This window comes from Bacteroides sp. AF25-5LB (assembly GCF_003602965.1).
Taxonomy (GTDB): domain Bacteria; phylum Bacteroidota; class Bacteroidia; order Bacteroidales; family Bacteroidaceae; genus Bacteroides; species Bacteroides uniformis.
In genome coordinates this window covers 54,947-75,110 of sequence record NZ_QTMC01000007.1, presented here as the reverse complement: position 1 = coordinate 75,110, position 20,164 = coordinate 54,947, and the positions used below count along the sequence as shown (strand labels likewise).

The following is a 20,164-nucleotide window of genomic DNA, read 5'->3' as shown; positions in this document are numbered from 1 at the left end:
CTTACAAAATTTGCATTTGGCTCATCCTCTTTTAAACAAGTTATATCATTATCGGATTCACTTTCATCGTTTCTAAATTAAGGAACAGCCCGTGATGTTCCAACATCCCGTTACGGAACATCTTCCAAAGGATATTGCATCCGAGTTGTGCCAGTGTGGAGTTGATGAACAAGTCCTGCTTTTCCAACGCCTCCGCCAAGGAGCAGCTCGGTCCTGAATCCGCCTCCTTCACCCTCGCGTATTTCACGAACCGGGTAATGACCTTCAACGAATCGACAGTCTTGTACAACTCGGAAGCGGGCTGTTTTATTTTCTTGGGTATGGTTCCCAACACAACCTGACCCGTACTTTGTGTGTTCCCGAAATCCATCCAGTAAAGCGGTGTTTCGTAATCACGGTAATTCGAGGTGGGCACGGCTTTCAATACGTTCCATAAGTCAAGCCGTGACTTGATGTTGTCGGTACAGGTGACGGTGATATTCGCCATGTCATCCCGTCTGGCATCTTTCAGCACGGTCGGGAAAATATCCGGTACCGCTTTCCAGTCATTGCCGAAGAAATTGTTCACTCGGGTAATCAGGCATTGCGCCTTGTTCAGTCCAAGGTCGGAACAGCCGAAAAGCTGGCGACCGATGTTGGCATCCGTCACTATGTCCGGGTCATAAAGTGTTACGAACAATCCCGGATGTCCGAGTGCCCGCAATGTCACGTCCAGCCGTGCCAGACAGGTCAATACCTGCGAGCCGGTTCCTCCCGCGCCGATCAGGTTCACCGTGACCGGGTGCTGCGGGTTCAGCAGATAGTTATCTATGTAGTGTACTCTTTTCATTTCAATATATCTTTCAATTTCAAGTTATTCAAAGGTTTCAGTTCGTCGAGGTTGAAAGGCTTGTCCTTTGCGGCCTTTGTCACCAATATCAGGTTTGATCTGGTCGGGTTGCCCCCTCCGCCCAGGTGTGAAAACTCCGTCAGCCAGAACTTCTTCTCCCAATACTCCAACAGGTTTTTGTAGGTCAAATCTCTCGGCTTGTCTATTTTAGCGGAACCCAGACAGACATTTGCCCCTGTCACGTTGAAGAACGGTGCGGCATAAAGCTCCGTCTTTTCCGTCAGTTTCTTGTCCTTGTAAGCATATATACTCAACGAACTGCCACCTGCCACGTAAATGACTCCCGGCAGGTTGTATTTTGCATTCTCTACTTGAAGGGATTCCTTGAAAAACATCATCCGTTTCTGTGGGGAGTTGTACCAGATATACCTCTCACTGCCCTTGCGCGGGTCGCACCACAGCATATTGGGCGGAATCCTTCCGTATGGCGTGGTGCTGTGGCTTTCGGAATAACCGCGCACCAGTTCGTTCATGAAATCCACCGTGACGGGCCGGCCTTCTCCCATCATTCCGTTATCGTCTATATCCCTTATCTCAACAAAATAGTTGTTGTCAGAGGCATAAGAGTTGTCTTTCTCGCCTGAATAGGCAATCAACGCCGCCCTCGGATGGAGCAGCGTCCTCAATTTTTGGGTAAGTTCATTCGTTTCCAACATAATTCAACTGATTAAAGATATGAATTCGTCCGCCCACCGAAAGAACCGTTCCGGGTAATCGTCCATGCTGAACAGTTCTTCGGTATCGGGCGACAGGTCAAGGGCAGTCACCGGAGTGATGTCGTAGGTCTCCCTGCTACAGGAATTGTAATAGTCAACGAGATAGTCGGATACAATGTCGTTGATGTCATACACGACCCTTATCTGCTGTTGCAGGTACATCGGGTGGAAGTCCGGATTCTCCGAGTAATAGGCGTCATAAGCGTATTGCATGATGCCCCGTGCAGGCGTCAGAAACGGGAGACCCCGTTTCATCGCATCGACCAAAGGCTGTTCAAACCCGTTTTGGGGTTCGTATGTATCCAGTGCTTTCGGCAGGTTCTTGTAGTAGGATTTCGATTCCACCCGTTTGAGCAGCCTGCCGATTTTCCCTTCCTGATAGGAGTCCAGCAGTTTCATGCGTTCTTTCCACTCCTCCGGGTCGCTGCCGTCATCCTCCGAAAGCATTTCAAACAAAAAGTCCGATTCTTCGTAATCCACGAATGTATCAATGCCGTTTGCTTTCATCAGTTTATGGATAAAGGTAATGGCAATCCTCCTTAAAATGGGATTGAGCGATTCCAGAAACTTCACCGGGAAGTAGTACAGCGTGAAACTTCCCCACTTGTGGTATTTCCACAGCCGGAAGAAAAGCCTGCCGGCTTCCTGCTCGATGTTGACATGCAGTTCGTCACCGACAAGCGTGTTCATTTCATCGTACAGATTGGCGATGCCTTCCCCGATACTGTTTCCTGGCATGTGTACGCCCTCCTTCTGCAATAGCAGGGAATACCTGAAATACGAATCACGCAGGAATTCGTAGTTATCCCGCGTGATTACGTTTATACTGTTGCATTCGCCGCTGTCGTAACAATCCACGGTAAGATTATTCTGTGCCAGCGGTATGAAGGCTGTGCTTAGAAAAGAATTACGGCCCCGCTTGGAGCCGCAATCCGTTCTTCCCTGTTCACGCCGTACCGTACATTCCTCCGCGTCTGGCCGATGATGAGCCTCGCCAGCTGCCTTGACTGTTGTTCGTCCAATGGTACACATGGTTTCCTTTTCTTGTTGTTCTTTTTCTTTCGTTCCTTCTTCATGCTTCCTATCCTTTGGTCCCGATGGTGGTCTTGAACTCGTACACGGCTTTGTCGTCCTTGATGACCGGTCCGTGTACCGTTGCCGTTGTCAGCTCCGGGTAGAAGTTGGAGTAATAGCTCATGACCATTTCGGGGCTGTCCGACGGGTTGGGATCATCGAGCGTTACCATTCCGCTGCCTTTCTTGAATGTGAATGAGCGTGCCATTCCTGTTACTTCGAGTGCCATAATCTTATACTGCTTGATATTGTGAGACATGATTTTCTAACATGGACTGCGGAAAATCGGGATATTCCTCGTAATCCTCCGGACGGTAATTGGGTTCATCCTCTCCGGCGTGATAATGTGGGGAGAGTTCTTCAGGGTGCTGTACCGGCTCCTGCCAATGTGTCCCATGGTATCCCCCGTGTGCGGGTTGTGGAGCCTGTTGCGGTACTGGCTGCTGTCCCATATAGGGTTGCGGTTGTGGCTGGGCGTAATATTGTGCCGGTCCCTGCGGCGGTTGTTGCGGTGGCCACATTGTCTGCTGTTGCTGAGGATTGGCTGCCGGTCTCTGCTGTCCGCCAGGAGCCTGAGCCGCCATCGGTCTCTGTGCCTGCGGTTGCTGAGGATACTGTGGAGCCTGCCGCGGTTGTTGGACTGGTGCGGCTGCCGGTTGTGCCTGCGGCTGTTGTGGCTGCGGAGCCGGTTCTTCCATCAGTTCAAACAGACTGCCCTTGTTCATCGCCTTTGTCTGTTCCGCCACCATCTCGTCAATCTTCTTCTGGTCCTGCGGTTTGGCGTAAAGACGTGCCTGTCCGAGTGCGGTAACCGCCTCCTTGTGGTTCTTGGCAGCGATCAGTTCCTCCGCTTTCTTGAAATGTTTCTCGTACTTCTCCCGCTTCTCCTTTTCCTCCTTCGTCTCCTTCGCTTTGGTCTCCTTTGCCGCCTTGCTCTCGGACGCTGCCTTCTCAGCCTGCGCCTCGAACTGCGCCATGTTGGAAATCAGTCCGGTAGTCTTCTGTATAGGACGTGCTACGGCTTGTAGGAAGCCTGCGTCCAGTTCCTGCGGATGCCCGCTGACGGTCAGTGGTACGAGGTGGTTCTGGGCTTCGTCCTTCAGCCCGTTCGACTTCGGCAGTAAGGATACTGTCAGTTGTCCGTTCGCTTTGCGGATGACAAGCGTGAGATCCACGCCTTCGGTCATCATCTGGTGGATTGCTGTAAAAAACATAATTTGATGTATTAAAAGTTATTACTGGGTTTTATTCTTCACTGAACAGTTTGGCCAGCAGCCTGTTCCTGTCGGGATGGCGGCTGATTTCCAGAATCGGGTTCAACAGGGTGGAGATGTGTACCGGCCCTGTCGTCCCCCGTGGCGGGAACTTGACGGCAGGTTCGGGTTCCACCGTCCTTTTTCTTCTCGTTACCGGCATGGGCATCCTCATGGGAGCCGGCGGTGCGCTTGTTGCAAATGCTTGGTTCATGTCTCTTTATTTTTTTTAATTGTGAATATTCGGGCTTTGGCAGCCCGTGAACTACAAGGGCCCGACGGCAGATGCCTTCGGTAAGGCAAGGTTTTCGGGAAAAATACCGCAAGCCTCCGGCGAGGATGATTTTTTCCGAAACCGCAAGGCTTGACCTTGCCGTCCGAACAAAGGCATTTGCCAACTTTGCCCGGTAGTTTCCGGTATGCCAAGTCTGTGTTTTCATCCCTTTTCCTTTTATTCCTGTCGTTATGGTTTCCGGTTCCACAGAGGGCGGAAAACAAAAAGAGCCGTCCCGGAAGACAGCTCTGTTCTGTAAGGTTCCACTTGATTTTGTATGGCAGTTATGTTTCATGGTCAAATATTGTCAGGATACCAGAAAACTGAGTATGCAGAAAAGTATGGCCGCAGCCACCAGAAGGCAAGCTATCCGGTACAGGAACCTGAAGAATCCCCTAAAACACACGATGGCTACCGCAGCCCACACGGGGGATATGCCCCGTGTGTACATATAACTGAACACGATGAAGGCTGCAAAGCCCAATGCGATGGTCCGTACCCATCTGTTCGCTTGAATCTTGTCGATATATTCCCTTGTTTTCATGACATTCCGGTATTAACGGGTGAAACAGTCTTTTCCAATTTCAAGGGCCGGGATGCGTACCGCCTCCACAGGCAAGGTTTTCGGAGGAAAATACCGGAGCGGCGCGAGGATGATTTTCCCCGAAACCCGGAGGGCCTGACCTTGCCGGTGGAAAAAGGCGGTGCGCTACCTTTGCCCGCGAATTGGAATGACGGTGTTATTTTTTCTTTCCGTTCCCGGTTTTCGGGAACGAGAATACCGTGTTGTATTCCGCATCGAAGGTGACGGCGGCATCGAACGGTACACCTTTCTTTCCCTTGAACCCCTTGATGAGTCTGGTGGTGCCGGAGGAGAAAAGCTGTTCCATGTGGGTGTCGGTCAGTTCCTTGTTCAGAATACGGCGGAACACCAGCAGCCCGCACCCGTCATGGTCGCACCTGGCCACTTTGGAACGGAGGATGATTTTTCCCGTCTTGCACTTGGGGCAGGTGAATGCCCTTTCCTGCATCGCCGGAAAATCCAGACGCAGGATCTCTTCGGTTGCCCTGCGGGTGTAATCCAGGATGGACTGCATGAAGGTTTCCGTATCGAGGGTATGCCTCTCCACCTGCGCCAGGGTCTTCTCCCAGCTTCCCGTCAGTTCCACGTCCGCCACACGCATGTCCTTCACCGCCTCATAGATATACATCCCTTTTTCGGTCGGGATGATGCTTTTGCCGGAGCGGGCGATATAGTCACGTTTGATAAGGGTGGTAATGATGGCGGCACGGGTGGCGGGTGTGCCTATGCCCAATTCCTTGATAGCCTCCTTTGCCTGTTCGTCCGTGATGTTTTTCCCGCAGGTCTCCATCGCCGCCAGCAGGGTGGCCTCCGTGTACAGCGGCTTGGGTAGGGTCTTCTTCTGCGCCATCCCGTGTCCCATGACCGGAACAGTCTCGCCTTCGGCAAACTCCGCCGTCCCCCCGTCACGTTCCGGCTCGTCCTTCTCCCTGTCCTCCTTTCTGGCGAACACGCCGCGCCAGCCCGGTCTGACAATGGAGGAAGAGCGGGAACGGAACGCCATTCCCTCGCAGGCACATTCCATGACCAAAAGTTCCTTCTCGCAGGGTGGCGAGAATGCTTCCAGCATCCTTCCGGCTATCAGGGTGTAAACGGTAGATTCCGCCTCGGACAACCCTTCGGGTGAAATGCCCGTGATAATCAGGGCATGGTGGTCGGTCACTTTCGTGTCATCCACGCTGCGGGTATTCAGATCGGACATGTCGAAAGACTGTCCGTATTCCCTGAATTCCGGCATGGAAACCACTTTTCCCAGCAAGGAAGGAATGTGCCGCATGACATCCTCCGGGATATGGCGGCTTCCCGTCCTCGGATAAGAAATAAGCTTCTTTTCATACAAGGATTGGGCGATGGAGAGGGTCTTCTCCGCTGTCAGGTCATAATGGACGTTGCAATCTTTCTGGAGCGTGGTCAGGTCGTACAGAAGCGGGGCCTGTTGGAAAGTCCTCTTGTGTTCCGACCCAGTGACTGTCGCCACAGAACCGGAAGTGATTTTCCGGTATGCCGCCTCTGCCGCATCCTTTTCCTTGAACTCTTCCGTGTGGATGAACATGCGGTGCGCGTCCTGCCGTTTCAGCGTGAGGTGCAGCTGCCAGTAAGGGGTGGAGACGAAATTCCGGTTCTCCTTGAAGCGGGCACAGACCATGGCGAGCGTCGGGGTCTGTACACGTCCTATGGAGTTGTTCGCCGAGCCGGAGGCTACCGCCAGGGCACGGCTCGCGTTCATGCCCACCAGCCAGTCCGCCTTTGCCCGGCAGTCGGCGGCGGCATACAGGCTGTCGTAGTCGCTGCCGTCCCGGAGGTTCGCCAAACCCTCGCGGATGGCCTCGTCGGTGAGAGAGGAGATCCACAGGCGTTTGAACGGTTTGGTATAGCCTAAGTAGGAATATATCCAGCGGAAGATAAGTTCCCCTTCACGGGCACAGTCGGTAGCCACGATGATGCTGTCGCACCGGTCGAACACGCTGTCGATGATTTTCAGTTGTTTGGCGGCGGCGATGTCCGTCACCATCCCTTTGTCCGTCCTGACCTGGCGGGACACCAGACGGAACGGGTCCGGCAGCATCGGGAGGTTTTCGGCGGAGGTTTTCGTGTAGCCATACGCACCGGGCATGGCGAGCGACACCAGGTGTCCCAACGCCCACGTGACCATATACCCGTTACCTGTACAGTAGCCGTCTTTCTTGTCGGTAGCCCCGACCACACGGGCTATATCCATGCCGACACTCGGTTTTTCTGCAATGATTGCTTTCATGTTCGGATAAAATTTAAGCCGTTCCCCGCTACCGGAACCGGAAAACGGGAAACGGCGGTTTGACATTTTTTACTTGTTATAATGGATGAGCGTTTGTCAGGCCACCGGCTTGACACCGAGGATTTCAATCAGTGCCCCGTCGTCCTTGCGCACCAGTTGCAGGGTGGCGTCCATCACCACGTCCACGCCCAGCAGCACGAGGCTGAGTGACATCACTCCTGTCTTTTCTCCCTTGAGCAACGTATCAAGTTCCCCCGACATTTCCAGCTCGTCCTTCAGGATCCCGATTCCCGCGAGTTCTTCCCAGTTCACGTCTTCCGCCTTGAATGGCGTGTTGTTTTTATTGTTTACGTTCATATTTCTGTTTTTTTGATTTGACATTCATTCTGATTCACGCTCAGGCAATGCTTGCCCCCTTGGACTTGCGGCCAGCCTGTTCCTGTCCCTGCTTCTGGGCGTTCGCCACCACGTTGCGCTGCGATGCGTCACGCTTGCGGTCCGGGTTCTCGTTATAGAAGTCCAGCCTGCCCTGGTTGAAGTTCGCCTTGACATACTGCGAGATGGTCTTTCCATCGTAGCCTTTGATGCCCTCGACCAGTACCGCCTTGCCGCTCTGGAGGTCGGCACGCTGGTTTCTCGTCAGTTTTACGTCCCATACCTTTTCCGGTATCTTGAACTCGGCACGCTGCTCGAAGCCGTCCGGCGTGCGTGAGTAGCTCAGGCGTCCCGTTTCCAAATCCGCCTTGATGAAGGAGGAGAACTCCTCGCCCTTGCGGTTCACCATGTCGTTGAGGAAGATGACTTTGCCCTCGCGCAGTTGTTGCTGTTCCTCGGCGGTGATTTTCACGCCGCCTATTTCATTCGGGATGTAAATTTCACGCGCTCCCTCCGGGGAATCGGGATTGTAGCGTGTGTAGGAAGGTCTGCCCGTGGCCTCGTCCAGCTTGACATACGAGGAGAACAACTCACCGTCCTTGCGCTCCATACCCTCCACGAAGATGGCCTTGCCCGCGTTGAGGTCTTCAATCTGCTGCTTGGTAAGTTCCACTCCGCCCAGCGACTGTCGGTTGAAGAGTTTGTCGTTCTCGAAGATGTATTCGATGCCCCTGCGTTCGGCGTTGACCTGGATGTGGGCGTCGAACTCCTTGCCGTTATTGGAAATCATGCCTTCGATGAACACTTTCTTGCCTTCCCGCAGGTCGTTGATTTCCTGGTCGGTCAGTTTCACACCTTTGATTTCTTGCGGGATGTAGGCGTTTTCCGCGCGCATGGCGACCACCTCGTTGGTGAGCTTGTCGATGCTGATGAAAGAAGGGATGTATTCGCCGTTGCGCCCTTTCAGTTCCACCACACGCCCCATGTTGCCTGTCTCCAACAGGTTCTTCTTGTCCTCTTCGGAGAAGATGTGACCGAAGTACGGGCGTTCGAGTTCGGGTTTCTGGCGGATGCCGTGGATACCTAATACGATAGGGCCTCCCACGGACTGCTGGAATGACAGTCGTGCATCGGTACGTAATACGGCGGAGCCGAAATTCATGCTGATGGGTACCACCTGGTTGGTCTTGTAGCCCCTGAGCATCTGGTCAAGGAGACCGCGCTCCATGAGGTATTCACGGGAAAGTCCGAAATTCTTCAGTTCCTCCCAGTTGATCATGGACTCGTTGTAGCGGTACTTGGGTTGCTGCGTGCCGTCACCTTGGGTGGCCTGCTGCTGTGTCTCATTTTTCTTTGCCATTTCTTCTTGATTTTGATTGTTGATACTTTGGTTTTCCTTGTCGCGTGGAACGATTTCGTATTTTTTGAGGAAGTCTTCCACGGCTTTTGTCTGCTTTCCGGCGGCGAGGTCTTCGATGGCCTGCTTCACTTCCGGGCTGTCCAGCGTATCCGCCTTGACGGAGAGGATGCCGAAACGGGTCGGGTCTTTGAGCTGGCTCCAGAAGTTTTTCACGAAATTCTCGAACATGTTGGCGTACCGGTCGATTTTCAGGAAGGAGTTGCTGTGTTCCTTGTCTGCCGGAACGGTGCTGTATTTCCCGTCCTTTCCGATTTTTGACACCGCCTGTAAAATCAGTTCCATCTTGTCGAGTATGAACACGATGTCACTCATCTGTTCGTTCTCGCTCACTTGCGGCTTCAGGGGTTCGTCCCTCACATTTTTCTTTGCCATAACTTTGAGTTTTTAGAGTTGATAACTACTATTGTCACCGCAAATATATATAGCAAAATTTGATAAATAATTGATTTTTAATTAGTTGAACTACATATTACATCATTTGTCATCACGTTTCACCGCAGGGTGACAGCACGAAAACGAAAAAGGGAAAAAACAGAGGGAAAAGGGCGGGCCACAAGGTACGGGAAGGCAGAGAGAAACCGAAGCAGGGAAAGGGACGAAGAGGGAAAAAGAAAACCTATATTATGCAGAGTTGAGAGCGAGCTGCTTTTGTCCCTACTTCCTTGTATTTCTCATAAGACAGGCGACCGAAAGGAAAAGGATTTATGATAGGATAGATGTTCCAATTGGGACGGTCTGAATTTTATAAAGTACTCCCGTCAGGTTTTGTCTTGACCTTGTTCTATGCGTCGTAGGTCGCTTCGCTTGCTAAGTCCCGACCTTTTCACCCAACTCGGACGGCGATACCGGAACGTTTTTTCGAAGAAAAATTACCGCAGGGAATTTTTTGTACGAAAACCGGAGGCCTGAACGTGAAAGGTATCGTCCTCCGAGTTACCTTCTCAGAGGGACTTAGTGAGTGAAGCGTGACTTAGGATGGTAGTTTATGGAAGAATATGGAAAAATTACCCTTTGAACGAAAATGCGCATCTTTTTAGTGCAATGGTAATCATTTTTTGAGTACCTTTGCACTAAAATTACGCATTATGACAATACGTGAATGGATTAGAGATAGAGAGATAAGTGGATTTCCAACTTTTTCGGTTGAAGAAATTAGGTTGGCATTGCCACATTATTCAGAGCAGGTCATTAAAAATGATTTGTTCCGTATATCATCACAAGGTATAATATATCCGGTCTATAAAGGTTTCTACGTTATTATTCCTCCTCATTATGCTGCCAAAAGAATGGTACCACCGATATATTACATAGATCAGTTGATGTCGTATCTAAACAAGCCTTATTATATTAGTCTCTTAAATGCGGCAGAAATTCATGGTGCAGCTCATCAACGTCCACAGAAATTTTCTGTAATGTCGGTATTTCCAAAGTCTTCTGTTTCGCAATCAAAGAACAATACACTTGTTTGGGTATACCGCAAGGAAATTCCAACAGATTTTTTGTTATCAAAAAATTCTGAAACAGGAGTGATATATTATTCGAATGCAGAATTGACAGCTCTTGACATTGTACAATATGAGCAATATATAGGTGGACTTTCAAGAGCATCTACTATATTGGAAGAACTTACAGAAAAATTAGATTTTCGTGGTGCTTCCAATAAGTTGTTTGGTTATACATCAATCGCAACTATACAACGACTGGGATATATACTGGATGAAGTTCTAAATGCAGCAGAAATTGCAGATACGCTATATATGGAATTGACTTCATATGTAAAGCGTTTCAAATATATTCCTCTAACTATAAATAAACCAAAAGATTGCGCGGAAAGGAATAACCGTTGGAAAATTTTTGTAAATACGATAATAGAAACTGACGAAATATGATAAACAGAACAGCCATCACTCAATGGAATAAGATAGTTCCATGGAATGACAACGCACAAGTAGAGCAAGACCTCATTATATCACGTGCGTTAGTCGCTATTTTTAGCGATGAGTTTCTTGCTTCACAATTAGCATTCAGGGGAGGAACTGCACTCCATAAACTATATCTGACGCCACAGCCCAGATATAGTGAAGATATTGACTTAGTTCAAATTACTCCCGGACCGATAAAGCCAATAATGTTCAGACTTGGGGAAGTTTTGGATTTTTTGCCGGATAGAGTAACAAAACAAAAACGATATAATAACACGATGTTGTTTCGTATGGAATCGGAAATACCTCCCACAATTCCTCTACGCTTAAAAATCGAGATAAACTGTTTTGAGCATTTTAATGAACTTGGATTAGTCAAAATACCATTTGAAATGGAAAATAGTTGGTTCTCAGGCAAGTGCGGAGTAACAACATATCGTTTAAATGAACTGTTGGGAACAAAACTGAGAGCCTTGTACCAAAGGAAAAAGGGGCGAGACCTTTTTGACTTGTATGTCGCTTTGTCTGAAGCATCAGTTGATGTCGAAGAAATTATGCGTTGTTACCACCGTTATATGTCTTTTGTTGTTCAACAACCACCGACATACAAACAGTTCATTAATAATATGGAAGAGAAGATGTCTGACTCTGAGTTCTTAGGAGATACACAAAATCTTATCCGTCCGGAGAGGGAGTTCAATCCTCAGTTGGGGTACGACCTTGTTCGCTCTCAATTAATAGACAGATTGCAAAAATAGCATATCAATAAAAGTAACACCTGAAAAAGAAATATTGCCGGTATCTAAATTTGCCATATAACGATTTAATCTTTGATTTTTGCGGAAAACCTGCGAGAATTGATTTTTAATCCGTCAAATACAGATTTTAGCTTTCTGATTTTGGAGATTTCAGAATGAGCAGACGGAAATAAAATATGAGCGAAGAAAGTGTAAAAGGTAATCAGATTTTGAGTACTTCTGCGCTTTTTTCGCTCAACACAAACTGCGAAACGATTTTTCAAGTGTGTATGCTCCAGCCGTGAAACGGTCCACCAATCATTACAGCAAATGACCGATCCGGCTTGCCGTGATAGAGAAGCCCTCCGACAACGCCCCTTGTCCCGTCTTTCGCCACTTCAGCGAAACCGAATGAATATGGTGCGAAATCGGTGTACAGTTCGATTTCATACCTGCCATTGGAGTTGACCTCCCATTGCTTGAGCCGTTCAATACATTTGCTCAACGTTTCATCACCGATGCTTTTCGCATACTTGACGGTATTCTCGTAGTGTTCCTGACATTTGATTTTCATGTCTGATGTTTTTAAGTTGTTTGTAACAATTCTTCGTATATCCCGAAACCAATGCATCCGGCTATGATGAAATCCTCCTTACCTTTATCCGCCAGTGATTTTAAATTTTCCAAGCTGTCGCAGTAGAAGAATATCTCATCGTCCTTTTCGTTGTCGGAATCCATCGCCAGCGCAATCCTCACTTCTTCCGTTTCCAGCGTGTCGCACCACCGGATAGTGCAGTCCGCATAATGAGGTTCACGTCCCTGCTCACAGTAGAATTTCAGGAAATGGCTACCTATTTCCTTCTTGACTTCATCCGCCTTTTTCCAGATACTATCATCCACGATTTCAAATCCGAGTCCTTCCACCAGCAGGCATGTTCCCTTGTCATATACCATCATGGTGCGCTTTCCCATGTGTTTTTCGCGTATTTCCGCCCAATTCGGCAAGTCCCAACGCTCCACGGTCCAGATCCCTCGGTAATCCTTCGGGATGGAATTGTATTCGCTTAATGTTATCTTTCTCATAGCAGGTAGTTTTAGTTTGTTACAAAAGTCACCTTGTGAGTCTTGCACGGTTTCCCGAATGCCGGACGTGGGTTGAACTCCGTGCATGATTCCCAATCCACACTCATCGTGTAGCCGTTCGGGAAATTCTCGCCGATGAACCGGCTTATCATTTCCAAATCCTCGTTCGGCAGGAACAATTCTTCCTCGATGCCGTACTCCAATGCGAAAATCGCCCATTCAGGAATGTTATCCCAAACGAGCGTCTGTCTGTTTTTCTTGTGCATAATGTCAATGTTTATTGCGGTGATACCATAAGGCTGTTGATGATTCCTTCCAGTTCCGTTTCCCATTTGTCCGTACCGTCCATGACCGACGGATAGGTCAGTTGCTGCCACTGCCGGTAATCAAACAGTTTCATTCTCAGCGGATAGTAGTCGAACAATTTCCGGTTGCCAAAAAATACTCTCAGGTGGTTGGTTCCCACCTCCATCAGTTTCAGACCATAATTGTCAAGAATCTCATGGAATCTTTTCATCGGTGTAAAGTTGCTTCTCTTTTTCATGTCATTTCTGTTTTTTATTGTTTGAATTTTATTTCAGCAGCACATTCTGTACAGGTCATCATCGGTCAGTGTACATAGTTCCTCATCCGTGCAGTAACCGTCAATCTCCTCGCTCGCTTCCATCGCTTCATAAATGCCGTTATGCATATCGTTCACCAGCTCATCGCACAGGCTTTTTACTGACACCCTGAAAATGTCATTACCGACTTGGATTTCCCGAACTGGATAAGCCACTCCTTTCCAGTAGGTCTTTTCTATGGCTATTTCATCGGTACATCCCTCCATGCGTTCCAAGTATTCCTTGATGATGTCCCCATGACAAGGATTCGGCTTGCAGAAACACCCCAATGTCTTGCCCTGCAATTCTCCGATTCGTCTGCGGAACTTTTCATCCGTACTTAAACGATAGTAGAAATACTTCCTGTAACGGTCCAGCGTGCCGCCCCTTGTCATTGTCGCTTCCAGCCTGAACGGATTTCCGAAATAACCGTCTTTCCCTTGTCCCGCTCTTCCTATATATACATCACAGGATTCCTTGCGGATATTGACCACTCTTGTATTGCTCATAACTTGTTTTTTAGTTAAACAATTCCGACCGGCGAGCCGGTATTTTATTTCTTGCCTGCCTTACCGTTCCGTGCCGGATTGTGCAAGGCTTTTCGGGAAAATACCGCAAGCGGAGCGCGGAAGATTTCCCCGAAAACCCGTAGGGCTCGACCTTGCTCAATCCAAAAGGCACGGGACGACCTTTGCAGGCTAAAATAAAAAAGCGGCCTTTCAATGGCTATTCATTATCCTTGTCATTTTCTTCCTGTGGTATCAGGTGTTTCAAATCAGGGTCGTTCTTTATACGGGTCATCTCATCTTCGATTATCCGCACCACGTCCGCTTTTATCTGGGAATAGTTCCGGTCTATCTGCTGTTGCATGATGTCGTTGCCGTCCGCATCCTTGAACTCGTTGATGACGGGTATTTTCTTGTAGGCTTTGGTTTCCGCTGCTACCTTCTCATTATCGACAATAATGCGGGCATGGAAAATCTTCTGGTCAATCTCTTCCCCGAAGTTATCCGCTACGCTGCCCACGAATGTACCCTGTGAGAGGTTGGCTATTTTCGATGCCGGAATGAGCGAATCCATCTGCGTGTTGATGGAGGTGGAGGTGTCCTGCCGGTTGATGGAAATGGACTGCCGCTGTTGGAGTATCTTACCGAAGCGTTCCGAAAGGTTCTTAGCCGTTTCTCCCACGACCTGACCGCTGAAGATGTTGCCCACCGTATTTTGGATTACCTTCGCTTCTTTTTCACCGTAGTCACGGGTCAGCTGAGAGAAGTCCTGGAAGCCGAGACATACCGCCACCTTGTTGCTTCGTGCGGTGGCAATGAGATTGTCAATACCGCGAAAGTAAATCGTGGGCAGCTCGTCTATGATGATGGAAGACTTCAGTTGTCCCTTCTTGTTCACCAATTTTACGATACGGCTGTTGTACAGTCCGAGGGCGGCTGAATAGATGTTCTGCCTGTCGGGATTGTTACCGACACACAGGATTTTAGGGTGTTCGGGATTGTTCAGGTCGAGCGTGAAATCATCACCGGTCATCACCCAGTAAAGCTGCGGGGAAATCATCCTTGAAAGCGGGATTTTTGCCGAAGCGATCTGGCCTTGCAACTGGTCTTGTGCGCCCCCTTGCCAGGCGTCCATGAACGGGGAAAGGTAGTTTTCCAAAGACGGATACGAGGTAAGAATTGTGAAAATATCGGCATACGGCTTGTTCAGAAATTCTATCGCGTGAGGGAACGTGCAGTATTTTCCGTCCTGGTAGATGCGCAAATACCATATAATAGCCGCCAAAAGAATAATCGGGGATTCCACGAAGAAATCGCCCTGTTTCTGTATATCGGGTAAGTCAAGGGCATTGCTGCCCCCTTCTCCCCTAAGAACCGTACGTGAGAGTTTCCCCTCATACGGCTCAAGCAACTCAATATTTCTATTTGTTGTTAGAAATCGGCTCATACTTTCAACATTTTCGTTTATTTCGCTTGTAGCAGTTGTTGTGGACAAGTTGCCGTACAATCGAACCACCAACAGATATTTCGTTGACGTTCCATGCTTTTGTACAGTCTATTTCCTTGCCACATAACGGACAAATCCGGTTCTGCTTGTTCCATAAATATAAGAGAGACTTACGTCCTTTGAGAGATTCCAGCATTTGTTGCTCCTTACGCTGAGAGAAATAATCATCGTATTCCGGGTCAAAAGGATTTGCCTCTCCCTTGACTTGCTTGTACGGAGTATAATGTATATCCGACAATCTTTTAAGGGTCAGGTAGTTCACTTTCATACTTTTCGTTTCATATTTCCACGCAAACGTCCATTTGCGTCCCCGAATTTCATGCCAATACCTGTCTGCGACCCAAGACTTGCGTTTCTTAGGGTGACGACGTAAGGCCCATTTCTTCGTGAGATTATAAATGTGGTAGTCGCAACCATGAAAAGCATCGGTCGATGCACCATATCGGTAATAGTTACCCCATCCTGTGATTACAGGATTGAGCATTCGTATCAGCGATTCCTGCTTACACATCTTATGTCCTTTGACTATGTCACTGATTTTTGCCCTAAAGCGTTTCTGTGCGTCTTTGGACGGAGATGTGTATAGCTTTTTGCCGAACTTCCTTACATTGAAACCCAAGAAATCAAATCCGTCATATATGTTCGTAATAGTAGTTTTCTCTTCGGATAAGGTAAGACCTCTTTCTTTGAGAAATTCTATCACTATTGGTTTGACTTCGTTTTCCAATAGTTCCTTATCTCGGCCTGTGATTATAAAGTCGTCAGCATAGCGAATAAGATTTACCTTGTAATGGAATGTCTTGTTGTTACGCCATAGTCTTTTGAATCTTTTAGCCAAGAGCGGCTGAAGCCCGTCAAGTACCATGTTTGCAAGTGTCGGTGATATGATACCTCCTTGTGGCGTACCCTCTTCTGTCGGGAATAGTTTTCCGTTGAACACAGCTCCACATTTCAACCATTTTCTGAGTATTGTCTTATCCATAGGGATATTCTCAATGAGCCAGTCGTGGCTGATGTGGTCGAAACAGCCTTTTATATCTCCCTCCAAAATCCATTCGGGAGAATGTTGGCGGTTTAAAACCGTATCAATCTGACGGATTGCGTCCATTGTCCTGCGCTTCTTTCGGAAGCCGTAGGAGAAACGGTCGCCTGTCGTTTCGGCTATCGGTTCCAATGCCATGAGATATAAAGCCTGCATCGCCCTGTCTTTCATGGTCGGTATTCCCAACGGTCGGAGTTTACCGTTCTTTTTCTTGATGTGAACCCTACGGAGTGGCTGCGGATTGTAGCCACGGCGTTTCAGTTCACTGATTGCTTTGTACTTGCGCTTGGGAGAGTCCCAAAGCTGTTTATCTACTCCAGACGTTTTCTTCCCTTTGTTGGAAGTAACCCTCTTTACAGCCAATGCCTTGGCGTAAAAAGAGTGAGTGAGCATCCATTGCAAGGCTTTCACCTTGTTATGTCTGCCTTCTTTCTGAGCCTTTACAATACGCGCTTGAAGCTTTCGGACATAGGCTTCGCACTTGGACCAGTTCATACCGTCCCAAGTCAGATTCCTGTTGTCAGCAGGCGCACACGATGTCTTAGTTTCGTTCATTTGCTTTCCTCCTTTTGAAAGTTCTAAAAGTTATCTTGTAAAGAGTTACCATATACGGAAGTCTGCCCACTTTCGTGTCGGATGATGTTATCCACAATCAGCCCGTGATGTCGATTCAATCCGTATCCTCCCCATTACAGGGAGGCGTTCGCTTTCTCCGTTATCTCATACCTGCACCCCTTTCGGCTTGCCTTGCGGTTCGCTTACTCGCGTTGTTACGAGAGAGATACAGGCTTGCCCTGTTCCACGTAATTGACAAAAGGATAGTTTAGGTTCTGTCAAGTCCACCGGCAGTGCCATGTCCGTGTAACCCCAACATGGGCAGGGGTTATCCGACTGCTTACCTTTTGGTGAGAGCTAAAGTATCTTCCGCTCCTTCAAACCTCACGATGGCTAAAGACAGTTCACTTATGTTAACCATGCTATCCAGCCTCGCCACTCGGCAGTATGATACTAACCGCCCTTGACGTTCCCTCACGGTTCAGTCTTGTCCTTTCGGAGAGTGTACTTTGTCCTATAAGCTTGGCACAACCCATCACTGGAGATGCACCTTATAGTAGGCTACCGCTGACGGAACAGCGGGTTAAATCATGCAACTAATATCACTGTTTAACAATCAATTACGCGACTTTACAGGTCACACCCAGGTCTTGTTCAAATTGAGCATAATCGTGTAGGCAGATTCGTAGGCATCCGAGATGTCCGCCATGAATTTCGGGTTGATGGGATTGCACCTGTGCGAACGTCGCGGATCATCGAAATTGATGACATAAAATTCCGGCTTCACTTTGTAATTCTGAGTGTGTTTAAGTAGATGGTTATAAGCAATTTCGGACAAATCTGGAAACTTATAATCGTAAATATACATGGCGAAGGATTTTTCAATCTGCTGTTTTATGTAGTTGTTTACCACTGCGTAGCTCTTACCCGAGCCGGGAGTTCCAAGCACGATGGACGCACGAAAAACATTTACAACATTAATCCATCCGTTCCATTCCCTGCCTTGATAGACGAACTTTGTCGGCAGGTTGACGGAATACTCGTTCTCCATGAGCCGTGTCTCCTGCATGAAACTCTCGTTGGCGGTATTGAATACATCTTCCATGAGGTTGTGTTTCAGCATCCGGCTTATCCACACGCCGGACATCAACAACAGGATATACCCGGCTGTAAGTGTTGCCGTGTACAAGGTGGCATTGACCATCGGACTGAACGGCAGGTCGAGCATCCACCAGTTCATGAAAAACAGCACCAATCCGGCAAGGAAAGAGGCATATATTTTCTGCCATGTCATCTTCTGATTCTTTACGCCTTTTGTTCCCAAACACGAGAGGGCAAGGAATATGACGGCAAATACTTTTGTGATGAGCAGGTTGCTGAAAAGCCCCGCTGTCCTCTGGAAATTCAGGAGTATCCTGTCGACTACCCCGATATTGATACCCATATCCACGAATGAACGGTAGCAGTACCAATAGACGTGGATGACAATAAACACGATGGATATGGCACGCATGAACTCCATGACCTTGGCCAGTCCCCTCAAATCATCTTCTTGTTGCATAATGAATATAGTTTTAATGGTTTATAAAATCTGTAATCAGGATATTCCGCGGGAACGGCGTTTCTTTTTCTTCTTGCGTTGCAGCCTGCGGGCAAGCGCCTCTTCCTGCGGGTCGGGACCGTTGGCGTCAATGCCGAAGATTCCGAAAGCCTGTTCGATGGAGCTTTCCATTTCGGAGGAGAAAACGCCTTGCCGATTAAGAGCAGGCATTGGCATATCCAAGTCAGGCATATTGGTCGGACTGTTAAACAGCCGCTCAAAAGCGTTTGCCGAAAACTCTTTTCCAAGTCGGGAACCGTTATATACCTCACGGTTCTTATGGTCGATGAAAGTTGCGCCATAGATACGTCCTTCATCATTTTCACGGAATACCACATCAATACCTTTCCCGGCGAGCAAACGGGTGAACTCCTCCTTGTTTCCACGGCATCCGTGCATGGCAAGCGCCACTTCGTTCCGTATCTTCGGTTGCCATTTCTTGTTCTTGTATTCACGGGCGTTGTACCCGATACGCTTTTCCAATCCCTCGTAGCCGTAGCGTTTTTCGATAAGAGAAGATTTGACGGGCGTACATATCGGCTTGCCACTATCATCGGTCATCGTATAGACAATTCCATTATAGGGTGTTCCTTCAAATTCGCCTTTTACTTGTTTCGCCTCGATATTGAAACAGGAGAGCAAGGCGCTGTACTCGCCGAAAGACTGGAAACGATAAGTGGAGAATACACTCTTGACGATATTGGAAACCTGCCGCTTCACATCACCATTTTGGTAGTCAGCCTTTTTCAGATACGGCTCCAATAGTTCCTTGCGCTTGTCATCCACCTGTTTCAACCCGAATTTCTTTTCCAGTTCCCGGCAGGCTTTCATCGAGCGGTTCCACTCGTAGGCGTCGTCTATCTTTTCACCTTTTTCGTTCACGCAGGTGGAAACGATATGGATATGCCTCCGGTCTATGTCCTCGTGCATATATACAATGTAAGGCTGGTTGCCATAGCCCATTCGCTGCATATACTCCCTGGCCAGTTCCGTGAATTGCAAATCCGTGAGCCGGTCGTCCAAAGAAGGGTTCAACGATATATGCAGGACTGGCTTTTCTGTATTCTTGTTGGCAAGCAGGTAGTTGTCAAACGCCCACAGGGTCTGTTGCATGACACGCTCCGTGTTCCCCGACACATTGGCAATCATGCGGTTCCCGTAAATGATGCGGGCTGTATTGTCGTTCACTTTCTGCAGGTTGTAGATGATTGCACCGTAGAGCGAAGCACCTCTGTTGATTTTAGCCACCATTTTCCTCCTCCTTCCGTTGTTTTATCAGATAGTTTTCTTCAAACTCACGGGTCAGCATGATAATCCGCTTGCTCAGCAACACTAAGTCTATTGTTGCTTTTTCCAGATTACGGAGCAGGACGAAAGCCCGTTTCTCCCCGAAATTTGTCTTTACGGCTTTCACCGTCTGGTTGTAGTTGTTGCCGATACTCTGGAATTGGTGGTAGAAATTGGTCAGGCGGATATAATAATCCATCGTCGCCTTGTCTATTCTCACCACCTTGATTTCCTTGCCGAAAATCATTGTCTTGATAAACTTGGAGCGTTCTTTCAATCCTGATTTTTGGAATTGAATATCAAAACGTCCGTTCTCTTCCGAGTTCAACCGTACCACATAACGATGCACGGCAGGGTCGGATTTTGGTTTCCTGCCTGCGCTTTTTCTTGAGTTTTTCTTCTTGTTTTCTTCCATACGCATTGATATTTTCAGTTTCTAATCTTCCGGCCCCGGATTCACGACTTTGGAGTGAATCCTCCCCGAG

At 48.3% G+C, this 20,164-nt stretch carries 21 protein-coding genes and 1 pseudogene; 2 read left to right on the top strand and 20 right to left on the bottom strand.

Translation table 11 applies throughout. The features are described 5' to 3' along the window. Nucleotides 1-40: 40 nt before the first annotated feature. The 10 genes from DWY57_RS09795 to DWY57_RS09745 form a co-directional block, all read right to left on the bottom strand. Nucleotides 41-829 (bottom strand): PRTRC system ThiF family protein, encoded by a 789-nt coding sequence (locus DWY57_RS09795; RefSeq protein WP_008766689.1) that lies wholly within the window; start codon nt 827-829, stop codon nt 41-43. Next, on the bottom strand, nt 826-1,545 hold the full coding sequence (locus DWY57_RS09790; protein WP_008766688.1) for a prokaryotic E2 ligase family D protein: 720 nt from the start codon (nt 1,543-1,545) through the stop codon (nt 826-828). Before DWY57_RS09790 ends, DWY57_RS09795 begins: the two co-directional genes overlap by 4 nt. Before the next feature lie 3 nt (nt 1,546-1,548). Continuing rightward, the gene (locus tag DWY57_RS09785) at nt 1,549-2,637 is read right to left on the bottom strand and encodes a hypothetical protein (RefSeq protein ID WP_008766687.1); all 1,089 of its coding nucleotides are present in this window, start codon (nt 2,635-2,637) and stop codon (nt 1,549-1,551) included. A gap of 49 nt (nt 2,638-2,686) precedes the next feature. After that, entirely contained in the window at nt 2,687-2,908 is a 222-nt protein-coding gene (locus DWY57_RS09780; protein WP_008766686.1) for a PRTRC system protein C, read from the bottom strand. A 4-nt stretch (nt 2,909-2,912) separates the two neighbouring features. Continuing rightward, a complete protein-coding gene (locus tag DWY57_RS09775) occupies nt 2,913-3,893 on the bottom strand; it encodes a PRTRC system protein E (protein ID WP_008766685.1) in 981 nt (326 codons plus the stop codon). A 31-nt stretch (nt 3,894-3,924) separates the two neighbouring features. Then, a complete protein-coding gene (locus DWY57_RS09770; RefSeq protein ID WP_025076690.1) occupies nt 3,925-4,146 on the bottom strand; it encodes a hypothetical protein in 222 nt (73 codons plus the stop codon). Nucleotides 4,147-4,513: 367 nt separating this feature from the next. Then, entirely contained in the window at nt 4,514-4,750 is a 237-nt protein-coding gene (locus DWY57_RS09760) for a hypothetical protein (protein ID WP_008766683.1), read from the bottom strand. Between the two features lie 196 nt (nt 4,751-4,946). Next, nucleotides 4,947-7,043, bottom strand: a complete 2,097-nt coding sequence (locus tag DWY57_RS09755; protein ID WP_032585083.1) for a type IA DNA topoisomerase — start codon at nt 7,041-7,043, stop codon at nt 4,947-4,949. Nucleotides 7,044-7,139: 96 nt separating this feature from the next. Beyond that, entirely contained in the window at nt 7,140-7,400 is a 261-nt protein-coding gene (locus DWY57_RS09750) for a DUF4099 domain-containing protein (RefSeq protein WP_008766681.1), read from the bottom strand. A 40-nt stretch (nt 7,401-7,440) separates the two neighbouring features. Further along, nucleotides 7,441-9,210 (bottom strand): DUF3945 domain-containing protein, encoded by a 1,770-nt coding sequence (locus DWY57_RS09745; RefSeq protein WP_008766680.1) that lies wholly within the window; start codon nt 9,208-9,210, stop codon nt 7,441-7,443. Between the two features lie 713 nt (nt 9,211-9,923). Between DWY57_RS09745 and DWY57_RS09740 the strand changes: the two genes are divergently transcribed. Both DWY57_RS09740 and DWY57_RS09735 read left to right on the top strand, forming a co-directional pair. Further along, a complete protein-coding gene (locus tag DWY57_RS09740; RefSeq protein ID WP_008766679.1) occupies nt 9,924-10,727 on the top strand; it encodes a type IV toxin-antitoxin system AbiEi family antitoxin in 804 nt (267 codons plus the stop codon). Next, complete coding sequence (locus DWY57_RS09735; RefSeq protein WP_008766678.1) at nt 10,724-11,518, top strand: nucleotidyl transferase AbiEii/AbiGii toxin family protein; 795 nt, start codon at nt 10,724-10,726, stop codon at nt 11,516-11,518. The genes DWY57_RS09740 and DWY57_RS09735 overlap by 4 nt, the downstream gene beginning before the upstream one ends. Before the next feature lie 259 nt (nt 11,519-11,777). Here the strand turns inward: DWY57_RS09735 and DWY57_RS09730 are convergent, their stop codons facing one another. The 10 genes and pseudogenes from DWY57_RS09730 to mobA all read right to left on the bottom strand — a co-directional run bounded on the left by DWY57_RS09730 (nt 11,778) and on the right by mobA (nt 20,100). Beyond that, nucleotides 11,778-12,071, bottom strand: coding sequence for a DUF4120 family protein (locus tag DWY57_RS09730; protein ID WP_008766677.1), 294 nt, complete (start codon nt 12,069-12,071; stop codon nt 11,778-11,780). 11 nt (nt 12,072-12,082) lie between these two features. Beyond that, the gene (locus DWY57_RS09725) at nt 12,083-12,580 is read right to left on the bottom strand and encodes a hypothetical protein (RefSeq protein WP_008766676.1); all 498 of its coding nucleotides are present in this window, start codon (nt 12,578-12,580) and stop codon (nt 12,083-12,085) included. Between the two features lie 11 nt (nt 12,581-12,591). Next, nucleotides 12,592-12,846, bottom strand: a complete 255-nt coding sequence (locus tag DWY57_RS09720) for a hypothetical protein (protein WP_008766675.1) — start codon at nt 12,844-12,846, stop codon at nt 12,592-12,594. An 11-nt stretch (nt 12,847-12,857) separates the two neighbouring features. Beyond that, nucleotides 12,858-13,124: a hypothetical protein gene (locus tag DWY57_RS09715; protein ID WP_008766674.1), complete on the bottom strand. Its 267-nt coding sequence runs from the start codon at nt 13,122-13,124 to the stop codon at nt 12,858-12,860. Between the two features lie 33 nt (nt 13,125-13,157). Continuing rightward, nucleotides 13,158-13,691 (bottom strand): DUF4326 domain-containing protein, encoded by a 534-nt coding sequence (locus DWY57_RS09710; protein ID WP_008766673.1) that lies wholly within the window; start codon nt 13,689-13,691, stop codon nt 13,158-13,160. A gap of 217 nt (nt 13,692-13,908) precedes the next feature. Beyond that, nucleotides 13,909-15,135, bottom strand: coding sequence for a TraM recognition domain-containing protein (locus DWY57_RS09705; RefSeq protein ID WP_080652104.1), 1,227 nt, complete (start codon nt 15,133-15,135; stop codon nt 13,909-13,911). A 4-nt stretch (nt 15,136-15,139) separates the two neighbouring features. Continuing rightward, on the bottom strand, nt 15,140-16,792 hold the full coding sequence (ltrA, locus tag DWY57_RS09700; protein ID WP_005647985.1) for a group II intron reverse transcriptase/maturase: 1,653 nt from the start codon (nt 16,790-16,792) through the stop codon (nt 15,140-15,142). 640 nt (nt 16,793-17,432) lie between these two features. Then, nucleotides 17,433-18,353 (bottom strand): annotated as a pseudogene (locus DWY57_RS09690) (YWFCY domain-containing protein); the annotation flags it as partial. A 36-nt stretch (nt 18,354-18,389) separates the two neighbouring features. Further along, the gene (gene mobB, locus DWY57_RS09685) at nt 18,390-19,643 is read right to left on the bottom strand and encodes a conjugal transfer protein MobB (protein ID WP_032560423.1); all 1,254 of its coding nucleotides are present in this window, start codon (nt 19,641-19,643) and stop codon (nt 18,390-18,392) included. Continuing rightward, nucleotides 19,633-20,100 (bottom strand): conjugal transfer protein MobA, encoded by a 468-nt coding sequence (gene mobA, locus DWY57_RS09680; protein ID WP_032560424.1) that lies wholly within the window; start codon nt 20,098-20,100, stop codon nt 19,633-19,635. Before mobA ends, mobB begins: the two co-directional genes overlap by 11 nt. Between the last annotated feature and the right edge of the window lie 64 nt (nt 20,101-20,164).